This is a genomic window from Serratia myotis (genome assembly GCF_027474885.1).
GTDB classification, from domain to species: Bacteria; Pseudomonadota; Gammaproteobacteria; order Enterobacterales; family Enterobacteriaceae; genus Serratia; species Serratia proteamaculans.
In genome coordinates, this window is the sequence record NZ_CP099707.1 from 5,454,484 (window position 1) to 5,466,436 (window position 11,953).

10 protein-coding genes are annotated in these 11,953 nt (G+C 56.0%); 3 read left to right on the plus strand and 7 right to left on the minus strand.

The annotated features are described in order from the left end of the window. Positions 1-130: 130 nt before the first annotated feature. Together NHG65_RS25620 and mdtD are read left to right on the plus strand one after the other, a co-directional pair. Entirely contained in the window at positions 131-820 is a 690-nt protein-coding gene (locus tag NHG65_RS25620) for a FadR/GntR family transcriptional regulator (protein WP_219017272.1), read from the plus strand. 66 nt (positions 821-886) lie between these two features. Further along, positions 887-2,302, plus strand: a complete 1,416-nt coding sequence (gene mdtD, locus NHG65_RS25625; RefSeq protein WP_219017273.1) for a multidrug transporter subunit MdtD — start codon at positions 887-889, stop codon at positions 2,300-2,302. On the opposite strand, the gene rbsR is transcribed toward mdtD, so the two are convergent. The 7 genes from rbsR to kup all read right to left on the minus strand — a co-directional run bounded on the left by rbsR (position 2,299) and on the right by kup (position 10,159). Beyond that, positions 2,299-3,300, minus strand: coding sequence for a ribose operon transcriptional repressor RbsR (gene rbsR / locus NHG65_RS25630; RefSeq protein WP_085120102.1), 1,002 nt, complete (start codon positions 3,298-3,300; stop codon positions 2,299-2,301). The two genes, mdtD and rbsR, sit on opposite strands and share 4 nt — an antisense overlap. Before the next feature lie 5 nt (positions 3,301-3,305). Then, on the minus strand, positions 3,306-4,232 hold the full coding sequence (gene rbsK, locus NHG65_RS25635) for a ribokinase (protein WP_099065711.1): 927 nt from the start codon (positions 4,230-4,232) through the stop codon (positions 3,306-3,308). A gap of 67 nt (positions 4,233-4,299) precedes the next feature. Beyond that, complete coding sequence (gene rbsB, locus NHG65_RS25640) at positions 4,300-5,187, minus strand: ribose ABC transporter substrate-binding protein RbsB (RefSeq protein ID WP_499183508.1); 888 nt, start codon at positions 5,185-5,187, stop codon at positions 4,300-4,302. A 24-nt stretch (positions 5,188-5,211) separates the two neighbouring features. Continuing rightward, positions 5,212-6,177: a ribose ABC transporter permease gene (gene rbsC, locus NHG65_RS25645; RefSeq protein ID WP_037421280.1), complete on the minus strand. Its 966-nt coding sequence runs from the start codon at positions 6,175-6,177 to the stop codon at positions 5,212-5,214. Between the two features lie 6 nt (positions 6,178-6,183). Continuing rightward, positions 6,184-7,689 carry a ribose ABC transporter ATP-binding protein RbsA gene (gene rbsA, locus NHG65_RS25650; protein WP_499182801.1) on the minus strand — a complete coding sequence of 502 codons (1,506 nt, stop codon included), beginning with the start codon at positions 7,687-7,689 and terminating at the stop codon, positions 6,184-6,186. A gap of 7 nt (positions 7,690-7,696) precedes the next feature. Continuing rightward, complete coding sequence (gene rbsD, locus NHG65_RS25655) at positions 7,697-8,116, minus strand: D-ribose pyranase (protein ID WP_099065709.1); 420 nt, start codon at positions 8,114-8,116, stop codon at positions 7,697-7,699. 174 nt (positions 8,117-8,290) lie between these two features. Beyond that, entirely contained in the window at positions 8,291-10,159 is a 1,869-nt protein-coding gene (gene kup, locus NHG65_RS25660) for a low affinity potassium transporter Kup (RefSeq protein ID WP_099064408.1), read from the minus strand. Between the two features lie 283 nt (positions 10,160-10,442). On the opposite strand from kup, the gene ravA reads away from it, so the two are divergent. Then, complete coding sequence (gene ravA, locus NHG65_RS25665) at positions 10,443-11,951, plus strand: ATPase RavA (protein ID WP_219017276.1); 1,509 nt, start codon at positions 10,443-10,445, stop codon at positions 11,949-11,951. Positions 11,952-11,953: the final 2 nt, after the last annotated feature.

The window sequence follows — 11,953 nt, forward strand, 5'->3', positions numbered from 1 at the left end:
CAAGCGCGGATTTTTTCGGCAAAGCGCTGCACAAGTCAGCGTTTTCGTCACTTTTTCCGGTAAACAGCCACAAAAACTGGCGATCCGTAGCGTAAAATAAGAGTAACAATGTCAGTAAGGACTCGCAGCCATGCAATTTAATGCTCAACAACAGGCCGCCCAACGCAATCTTTCTTATCTACTTGCAGAAAAACTCGGCCAACAAATTCTGGCAGGCGATTATCAGGCCGGCAGCATCCTGCCCGGAGAGATGGAACTGGGTGAACAATTCGGCGTTAGCCGCACGGCAGTACGCGAAGCGGTGAAGATGCTGGCGGCCAAAGGCATGTTATTGCCCCGGCCACGCATCGGGACCCGGGTCATGCCGCAAAGCCAGTGGAACTTTCTCGATCAGGATTTACTGACCTGGTGGATGACCAAAGAAAACTTCGATCAGATCATGCAACACTTCCTTATCTTACGCACCTCACTGGAACCCCAAGCCTGCTCACTGGCCGCAGCCAACGCCAACACACAGCAAACTGCACGGCTGGCTGAACTGATGGCGGAAATGCGCGCCCTGCATATCCAGTTTGACCGGGAACACTGGATCCAGGTGGATACCCAGTTCCACCAGCTCATCTATGAAGCCAGCGGCAATCCCTTTCTGACCTCATTCGCCAATCTGTTCAGCTCGGTGTATCAAAGTTACTTCCGCGCCATCACCGGTAACGAGGTGATTAAGCTCCAGCACCATCAGGCCATCGTCGATGCGATACTTGCCGGCGATAGCGCAGAGGCATTAGCCGCCTGCCAGGTTTTGCTTAGAGAGAAAGACTAACGCATCCCTGCTTATATATAGAAGAAAGACGAAAGGGACGAAGACGACAGTTAACCGGGACTCACAATGACTAAATCCGCGCGCAGTATGGCAGGGCTACCCTGGATCGCCGCCATGGCGTTCTTTATGCAGGCACTGGACGCCACCATCCTCAATACGGCTTTGCCGGCGATAGCCCAAAGTCTTGAGCGCTCACCGTTGGCGATGCAGTCAGCGGTTATCAGCTATACCTTGACGGTAGCCATGCTGATCCCGGTCAGCGGTTGGCTGGCAGATCGCTTCGGTACCCGCCGGGTGTTTATCGTCGCGGTTTCACTGTTTACTCTCGGTTCGCTGCTGTGTGCGCTTTCCCCAACGTTAAGCCTGCTGGTAACTTCACGCGTTATTCAGGGAGTCGGCGGTGCGATGATGATGCCAGTGGCGCGATTGGCGCTGCTACGTGCTTATCCGCGCAGCGAACTGTTGCCGGTACTGAATTTCGTGACCATGCCGGGGCTGGTTGGGCCGATCATGGGGCCGATGCTGGGCGGTTGGCTGGTGACTTACGCCACCTGGCACTGGATTTTCCTTATCAATATCCCGATTGGCCTGCTCGGCATCTTCTACGCCCGTAAATATATGCCGGACTTTACCACCCCCAAGCGCCGCTTCGACTTTATTGGCTTTATGCTGTTTGGCCTGAGTCTGGTGTTGGTTTCCACCGGGCTTGAGCTGTTTGGTGAGCAGGTGCTGGCCAGCTATATCTCACTGGGCATTCTGCTCAGCGGCGTGGTGATGCTGTTTGGCTATATCGTCCATGCCCGCAGGCACCCTCAACCCCTGATTGGTCTGGATCTGTTCCAGACCCGAACCTTCTCGGTGGGCATTGCCGGTAACGTCGCTTCACGGCTGGGCACCGGCTGCGTGCCGTTCCTGATGCCACTGATGCTGCAGGTGGGGTTCGGTTACTCGGCAATTATTGCCGGCTGCATGATGGCGCCGACCGCCGTCGGTTCATTAATGGCGAAATCCACCGTCACTCAGGTGCTGCGTTGGTTCGGCTATCGTAAGACTCTGGTGGGTATCACCGTCATTATTGGCGTGCTGATTGCCCAGTTCGCACTGCAAAGCCCGGGAATGCCGCTGTGGTTGATGATCCTGCCGTTGTTCGTGCTGGGGATGGCGATGTCTACGCAATTCACCGCCATGAATACCATCAGCCTGGCAGATTTGAACGACGCCAATGCCAGCTCCGGCAATAGCGTGCTGGCCGTGACTCAACAGCTTTCCATTAGCTTCGGGGTAGCGATCAGCGCGGCAGTGCTGCGTTTCTACCAAACAATGTCATTTGGCACCATGGTCGATCACTTCCACTACACCTTTATCACTATGGGAATTGTCACCGTGGCGTCGGCGTTTGTGTTTATGCTGCTGAAAAGAAAGGACGGGCGTAACCTGATCAGCGGTCGGGAACCGAAGAAGCCGGCTAAAACCGCAGGCTAACGATGACCGACCGAGGCGCGCTCCACCAGTTCAGGGGTCAACACCAGGATCTGGGCTTCGCGTTCCGGGTTCTGCAGACGATGAATCAGCGTATCGATCGCCAGTTCCCCCAGTGAATCTTTCGGTTGGTGAATGGTGCTTAAGGGTGGCGCCAGGTATTTGGCCAGCTCGATATCATCGTAGCCCATCACTGCCATGTCCTGCGGCACCGATAACCCAGCCTGATACAGCGCCTGATAGGCGCCAACGGCAACCGCATCGTTGCCGGCAAACACGGCGTGTGGCGGCTCGGCCAGCGCCAGCAGTTGCTTCATGGCATCCACACCGCCTTCAAATTCAAAATCGCAGTGCACTTCGTATCCCGGCAAGATGGTCAACCCGGCGCGTTGCATGGCGCGACGGTAGCCTTCCAGCCGATGGCGTGCGGTAGTTTTATCCTGTGGGCCGGCGATGCAGGCAATCTTGCGATACCCACGGGCGATCAGGTGATCGGTCGCCATCTCACCGCCCAGCAGCGAGTTATCCTGGATGATATCGTTGGCCCCTTCGAACGGCGCCCAATCCATCATGACTATCGGTAACGAAGGATAGCGGCTCAGCGCGTCCTGCGATGGCCGATGATTTTCGGTACACATCAACAGCAAACCATCGACGCGCTTTTGCAGCAGCGTCTCCATGTTGCGATTCATGCGCGCGGCATCTTCTTCGGTATTGCACAGGATCAGGCTGTAACCCCGCTCATAGCAACTGCGCTCAACGCCACGCACGACTTCGGCATAAAACGGGTTATTGCTGGAGGTCACCAGCATGCCGATAGTGCGCGTCTGGTTCAGTTTGAGGCTGCGCGCCAGGGCAGAAGGTGCATAGTTCAGTTGTTCAACGGCCGCCATGACTTTGGCTCGCACGCTGTCGCTGACAAAGCGATTGTCATTAATGACGTGCGATACTGTCGAAGTTGAAACGCCCGCCAGACGGGCGACGTCTTTCATGGTGGCCAAAGGGATTACTCCTGCTGCTGCAAGAAGGTGTCGATCTCTTCGCGCCAGGGCACAGAAGGCTGGGCTCCAGGACGAGTCACCGCTATGGCCGCCGCCGCATGGGCAAAGCGCACGGCATCTGCCATCACCTTACCTTCCAGCAGTGCCGTGACCAGCGCCCCGTTGAAGGTATCGCCGGCAGCAATGGTATCTACCGCTTTAACCTTGAAGCCAGGCACCAGCTTACCTTTGTTGTTCTCACTCAGCCAAACGCCACGGCTGCCGAGGGTGATGATCACCGTGGCAATGCCTTTATCATGCAAAGCCTGTGCGGCACGCGCGGCATCATCATCATTATTGACCGCAATACCGGTCAGGCGCTGGGCTTCGGTTTCGTTTGGCGTAATCATATCGATCATGGCCAATAATTCGTCCGGCAGTTCACGTGCCGGCGCAGGATTGAGGATCACCTGCGTTTGATGCTGTTTCGCCAGGCCGGCGGCAGCGATAACCGTCTCCAGCGGTGACTCGAGCTGCATCAGCAGCGCGTCGGCGTCGATCACCTTTTGCTGATAACGAGCCAGATAGTCGGGAGTCACTGCAGCATTGGCACCGGCATCAATGCCGATCACATTCTCGCCTTCCGCATTAACAAAAATCAGCGCGACGCCGGTGGTACTGTCGGCTATCGCCTCAATCGGTTGGGTATCAATGCGATCGGTCGCCAGTTGCTGACGGACACGTTCTCCGATGTCATCAGCCCCCACGCAGGCGATAAAAGCGATATCCGCGCCGCTGCGCCCTGCCGCCACCGCCTGGTTGGCGCCTTTACCGCCAAACGCCACTTTATACTGCTTCCCGATCACCGTTTCACCCGGTTGGGGAAACTGCTCAATATTAAGGATATGGTCGGCATTGATACTGCCCAGAACCACCAGCTTACCTGTTGCCATCGCATTGATTCCTGAATTGCGCGCCATCATAAACGCCCCGTTTTGATGGCGCTGGTGCTACAGAGTGTTATTTAGTGACCAACTTCAGATCAACCGGGATAGTGGCCGGCACTTTTTCGCCTTTCAACACTTTATCCGCCGTTTCCACACCCATCACGCCGATCTGATCCGGACGCTGCGCCACGGTCGCTGCCAGTTTGCCGCCTTCAACCGCCTTCACGCCGTCAGCGGTGCCGTCGAAGCCTACCACGACCACGTCGGTTTTACCGGCGGTTTGCAGCGCACGCAGTGCACCCAGTGCCATTTCATCATTCTGGGCAAACACCGCCTGCACGTCCGGATGAGCGGTCAGCAGGTTCTGCATCACGTTCAGGCCTTTGGTACGGTCGAAGTCTGCCGGCTGGCTGGCCAGCAGTTTGAATTTGTTCTGATCCAGCGACTGTTTAAAGCCTTCGCCACGTTCACGGGCGGCGGAGGTACCGGCGATCCCTTCCAGCTGGATCACTTTAGCGTCTGCGCCCACTTTCTTGGCAATAAAGTCACCGGCCATTTTACCGCCGACGCGGTTATCCGAAGCGATATGGCTGACCACTTCACCTTTGCTTGCCACACGGTCCAAGGTGATAACCGGGATCTTGGCCTGGTTGGCCATCTTGATCGCGTTGCCAACCGCATCGGAGTCGGTTGGGTTAATCAGCAGTAACTTAGGTGCCTGCACCATCAGATCCTGCACGTTCGCCAGCTCTTTCGCCGGGTTGTTTTGCGAGTCCAGCACCACCAGGTTGTAACCCAGCTTATTGGCTTCCTGCTGTGCGCCCTCTTTCATTGAGACAAAGAATGGGTTGTTCAGGGTAGAAACCACCAGCGCGATGGTGTCTTTAGCCAGCGCGTTAGCACTCAGGGTGGCGCTCAGCGCGAAGGCTGAAGCCAGAATTGCCAGTTTTTTCATTTTCATCATCGTGATTCCTGTAGGGGGAGGTTATTTGTTGCTTTTGTTCTCTACCAGAACCGCCAGCAGTATCACCACTGCCTTCACGATCATTTGGTAGTAGGAAGAAACGCCCAGTAAATTCAGGCCGTTGTTCAGGAAGCCAAGGATCAGCGCCCCGATCAACGTACCGACAATGCGGCCTTTGCCACCGGCCAGGCTGGTACCACCCAGCACTACCGCAGCAATGGCATCCAACTCATAGCCGGTCCCGGCGGTCGGTTGCGCGGAAGACAGACGCGCCACTTCGATCACCCCCGCCAGCGCCGCCAGCAGTCCACAGAGCGAATAAACGATAATCTTCACTTTGTCGACGCTGATGCCGGACAGGCGGGTCGCCGCTTCGTTACCGCCCAGGGCATAAATATAGCGGCCCAGACGGGTATGGTGCAGCATGTACCAGGCGGCGATAAACACGATCGCCATGATCCAGATCGGGGTAGGAACCCCCAGCGGGCGGCCAATGCCGAACCAGCCGAAGGTATCGGCCACGTCGGTAAAGCCGGTATTCACCGGGCTGCCGTTGGTGTACACCATGGTGACACCACGCAACAGCAGCATCATCACCAAAGTAGCGATAAACGCCTGCACCTTGCCTTTGGCCACGATCACCCCGGTACAGGCGCCAACGGCCGCCCCCAATGCCAGAGCCGCCGCCACGGCTACCACCGCGTTAATTTCGAAACCGACGATCGACGCCGCCACCGCGCCAGTCAGCGCCAACAGCGACCCCACCGACAAATCGATGCCGGAGGTCAGGATCACCAGCGTCATCCCCACCGCCATAATGGCGTTCACTGAGGTTTGCTGCAGAATATTGAACAGGTTGTTTACGGTGAAGAAATTCGGGCTCATGGAAGAGACCACGGCGATCAGCACCAGCAGAGCAATCAGTGATTTTTGCTCTAACAGCCACTCTTTACTGAACCAGCGCTTTGCCACACTCTGGGAACTCATATCTGATTACTCCTGCTTTACGCCGTATTGCTTGCCAACGGCCGCAGCCATCAACGCTTCCTGGGTGGCCTGTTCAATCGGGAATTCACCGCTGAGGTGTCCTTCGTGCATCACCAGGATGCGGTCGCTCATGCCCAGCACCTCCGGCATTTCCGAAGACACCAGAATGATGCTCAGCCCTTCCTGCTTGAACTGGTTGATTAACTGGTAGATTTCTTTTTTAGCGCCCACATCGACGCCACGCGTCGGTTCATCGAGGATCAACACCTTTGGCCGCGTCATCAGGCCACGGGCGATCGCCACTTTCTGTTGGTTACCGCCGGAAAGCAGGCCAATCGGCTGCTCCATCGACGGCGTCTTGATATTGAACAGGCGGATGAAATCACCCACGGCCTGCTGCTCTTCCGCCTGTTTCAGGCTGCCACCGGACCGGCTGAAATAACGCAGCGCCGTCAGCGACATATTTTCCTTTACCGACATCCCCAGCACCAGGCCATCGCGCTTGCGGTCTTCGGAGATATACACGATGCCGTTCGCCAGACCGTCCTGCGGCGAATGGGTTACCACCGGGCGGCCATCGAGGCTGACGGTACCGGCTTTACGCGGCGCGGCACCGTAGAGAATTTTCATCAGTTCGGTACGCCCGGCGCCCATCAGACCGGCCACGCCAAGAATTTCACCCCGGTACAGGGTAAAGCTGACGTTATCCACACCCGGACCGGAAACCTGGCTGACTTCCAGCCGTTTTTCGCCCCGTGGCTGATTCAGACGCGGGTACTGTTCTTCGAGCTTGCGGCCGACCATCATTTCTATCAGCGAATCTTCCTGCAGCTCACTGACCGGTCGCTCGGCGATAAACTGCCCGTCACGAAACACCGTGACGTCATCGCAAATTTCAAAGATCTCTTTCAGCCGGTGCGAAATATAAACAATGCCGCGCCCTTCGGCTTTGAGTTCGTTGATCACTTTAAATAAAGAAGCGGTTTCCGTGTCGGTCAGCGCATCCGTCGGTTCATCCATAATGATGACTTTGGATTCGAAGCTCAGCACCTTGGCGATTTCCACCATTTGCTGATCGCCAATCGACAACTCGCCCACCAGCCGGTGACTGCTGTAACTCAGGTTCAACCGCGCCAACAGTTTGTCGGCTTCGGCATACATGCGCTTCCAGTCGATGCGGCCGATGCGGTTAACGAACTCACGCCCGAGGAAGATGTTTTCCGCGATCGTCAACTGCGGGATCAGGTTCAGTTCCTGATGGATAATCCCGATGCCCGCTTCCTGCGAATCCTTTGGCCCGTTGAATGCCACCTCTTTACCGAGAAAATACTGACTGCCGGCGTCTTTGTTATAAATGCCGGTCAGCACTTTCATCATGGTGGATTTCCCGGCGCCGTTTTCCCCCACCAGCGCCATCACCTTGCCGGGATAAACGCTGAGTGCGGCGCCTGAAAGCGCCTTCACGCCGGGAAAGGCTTTATCGATCCCTTTCAGTTGCAGTAAAGGTTGCATAAATGCCTCAGAAAGTTACGCCGGCGCAGAGGATCACGTTCGCGTAAGGCGAGCATTCCCCACTGCGGATCACCGCCCGGCTGTGTTCAGTTTGCGCTTTAAACGCACTGTGGCTGATATAACTCACGCTGATGGTATTTCCCTGGTGTTGGCCAAGTTCAGTCAGTTGAGCCAACAACGCGTGGTGAAGCTGCGGATTATGTTTAACTATCTCTTCCGCCAGAATGGCGCTTTCTACCTGCATTTCCTGTGTCACTACCCCGACCACCTGCAAAAATGTCGGTACACCCTGGGTCAGCGCCAGATCGATACGCTGCGTTGCCGCCGGAATGGGCAGCCCCGCATCACAGATGGCGATCTGGTCGGTATGGCCGAGACGGGAAACCACGGCAGAAACATCAGCATTCAGCAGCACGCCTTTTTTCATCTTCTTCTTCTCACTCCACCAGCGAAACGTTTCGCTTGTGTCTGGAGTTTAAAAAAACGTCAACAGAAGGCAACCGGGACAGTGCAGAAGTGTGATCGTCATCGAAACGTTTCGCTCGTGTTACCGAGAACATAAACACAAAGGGCCCAGCGAATGCTGAGCCCTTGAGGGGAATTAAATCTCGACCTGGGTGCCCAGTTCGATCACCCGATTGGGGGGTATCTCAAACTGGTCCGGCGCACGTAGTGCGTTGCGGCTCAGCGCAATAAACAGCTTGCCGCGCAGGAACAGGTACCACGGCCGCTTGGTCAGGATCAACGACTCATGCGACATAAAGAACGAGGTTTCCGTCATCCGACAGGGCAGCCCTTCCAGGCCGCAGCGGTGGAACACTTCCTCAACGTTCGGCGTTTCACGCCAGCCGTAACTGGCCACTACCCGCCAGAAGGTCGGCGAAAGCTGTTCGATGGTCACCCGTCGTACGTTATGGACATAAGGGGCATCCTCGGTACGCAGCGTCAACAGCACCACCCGCTCATGCAGCACCTTGTTGTGCTTCAGGTTATGCAGCAGCGCAAAAGGGATCACGTTGATGGCGCGCGACATAAAGACCGCGGTGCCAGGCACCCGCACCGGCGGCGATTTCTCCAGCGAGGCGATCATCGCTTCAAGGGAATTACCGTGTTCGTGCATGCGACGCAGCAGGCGGAAACGTTCGCTCTTCCAGGTGGTCATGATGATGAACATCACCAGCGCTAACAGCAACGGCAACCAACCGCCGGAGAACAGCTTCAGGGCGTTGGCCGCGAACATCGGCACATCGATAATCAACAGGATAACCAGAATGCCGACGGCGAAGAAACGGTTCCAGTGCCAGTTTTTGATCGCCACCGAAGTCACCAGAATACTGGTCAGCACCATGGTGCCGGTCACGGCGATACCGTAGGCCGCCGCCAGATTGCTGGAGTGTTCGAAACCGATAATCACCAGCACTACCGCGATATACAGCGTCCAGTTAATCACCGGGATATAGATTTGACCGGATTCCATCTCAGAAGTATGGATGATACGCATCGGTGACAGGTAACCCAGACGCACCGCCTGGCGAGTCAACGAGAACACGCCGGAGATCACCGCCTGCGAGGCGATGACCGTAGCCAGCGTCGCCAGAATCAATAGCGGGATCAACGCCCAGTCCGGTGCCAGCAGGAAGAACGGGTTCTTGATGGCCTCCGGGTTTTTCAGCAGCAAAGCGCCCTGACCGAAGTAGTTCAGCACCAGCGATGGCAGCACCACGGTGAACCAGGCCAGGCGGATAGGGAATTTACCAAAGTGCCCCATGTCGGCGTACAACGCCTCAACGCCGGTGATCGACAGCACTACCGCGCCCAGCGCAAAGAACGACACCTTCTTATATTCAATAAAGAAGTTCAGCGCCCATTTCGGGTTTAACGCCTGCAAGACTTCTGGATTCGCCATGATGCTGCGTGCACCCAGCACCGCCAGAACGATAAACCACAGCAGCATCACTGGCGCGAACAGCTTACCCACGCTGCCGGTACCGTGTTTCTGGATGGCAAACAACACCGTCAGCACCAGGATGGAAAGGGGAACAATATAGCCATCAAGCGACGGCGCGGCGATTTCCAACCCCTCTATCGCCGACATCACCGATATCGCCGGGGTGATCACCACCTCGCCATAGAAAAAGCTGCCACCAATCAAGCCCAATATCACCAACACGGCGGTGGTACGCGCCGAAGTATGACGCCCGGCCAACGACATCAGCGTCAGGATGCCCCCTTCACCGGCGTTATCCGCCCGCATGACGTAGGTGAGGTACTTGAGGGAAACAATGATGATTAACATCCAGAAAATCAGCGACAGGAAGCCGAAAACCACATCTGGACGAACATCGAAGCCGTAATGGCCGGAGAAACACTCTCGAAGAGTATAGAGAGGGCTGGTGCCGATATCACCGTAAACCACCCCAATTGCCGCCAGGGTTACCGCCGATAAGGACTGTTTATGCTCTGCGCTCATAATTCGTTTCTTTATTAGAACATCCGTTAGCGATGCATCCGCATCAGCCAGAGATACGGGCTCTAAGATCCGTTACGCCCACTAAAAGGCGCACAGTATGCACGATTTATACTGCTTGCCTATCCTTATATCAGACCCTAAAAATAAACAAAATGTGAACCAGCCGCTCTTTTGATAATAGAAAGATTTTACTAATCAACAAGCTATACCATTAAAAATAATGGTGGTTTATCATCGGATTATCCACCAAGATTGGCTAACACTCGGACAACACGACAATAATATGGCGCCATCATCTCTTCTGGCAGAACGGATTTCCCGCCTCAGCAACGCGCTAGAGAGCGGTCTTTATGAACGACAGGATGCCATTCGCCTGTGTTTGCTGGCGGCGCTCAGCGGTGAAAGCGTGTTTCTGCTTGGCCCACCGGGCATCGCCAAAAGCCTGATTGCGCGCCGGTTAAAATTCGCCTTTCGCAGCGCGCGTTCATTTGAATACCTGATGACGCGTTTCTCAACCCCGGAAGAAGTCTTCGGCCCCTTGTCGATCCAGGCGTTAAAAGACGAAGGCCGCTATCAACGTCTGACCGCCGGCTACCTGCCCGAGGCGGAAATCGTATTTCTGGATGAGATCTGGAAGGCCGGCCCGGCGATCCTCAATACCCTGCTGACGGCGATCAACGAACGCCGTTTCCGCAACGGTAATACGGAAGAACCGATCCCGCTGCGGCTGCTGGTCACCGCCTCCAACGAACTGCCGGATGCCGACAGCAGCCTGGAAGCCCTTTACGATCGCATGCTGATACGCCTGTGGTTGGACAAAGTGCAGGACAAACAGAATTTCCGCTCACTGCTGGTCAGTCGCCAGAACGAGAATGAAAACCCGGTGCCTGAAGCACTGAGTATCAGTGATGAGGAATACCACCAGTGGCAACCGCAGATCGACAAAATCAAGCTGCCCGAGACTTGCTTTGAGCTGATATTCCAGCTGCGCCAGCGTCTGGATGCGTTGGATAATGCCCCTTACGTCTCCGACCGTCGCTGGAAAAAGGCGCTGCGGTTGTTGCAGGCCTGCGCCTTCTTCAGCGGTCGCGACGCCGTGGCGCCGATCGATTTATTGCTGCTGAAAGACTGCCTGTGGCACGACCTCACCTCGCTGAAGCTATTGCAACAGCAGGTAGAACAATTGCTGAACGAATCGGCTTATCAACAGCAATCGCTGCTGATCCAACTGCAACAGATCCATACCCGTTGGCTGCAGCATCAACAGCAGCAGAGCGACAGTCAGGCGATCGCCCTGGTGAAAAAGGGCGGCATGTTCAGCAGAAAGCCTCAGTTTGCTCTGGCAACGCCGCTCGGCACCGGTACTCTGACCCTGTTGCTGCAAAAACCGCTGCAACTGCATGATATCCAGGTCAACCATCTGAGTATTGAAAACAGCGCGCTGGAAAACTGGCTGCAAAAAGGCGGCGACGTGCGTGCCAAGCTGAACGGCATTGGTTTTGCCCAGCAGATCGATCTGGAAGTGGACGAGCAACTGCATCTGACGGTGCTGGACGTCAGCCGTCAACCTGCACTGCTGGCCCTGCCCGGCAAACAGACCGGCGGCACGCCGCAGGCGATGCTGGATGAAATGGATCAGTTGGCGCAGCGCCTGGCGGAACAGCGCCGGTTGTTCAGTCAGCACCAACCCTGCCTGTTTACCCCCGCCGCCAGGCTGGCAAAAATTGAGGCCAGCCTGTTGCAGGTGGCGGAACAAATCAAACAGCAGCACCAGCAAATGCGCGGCCAGTAAGT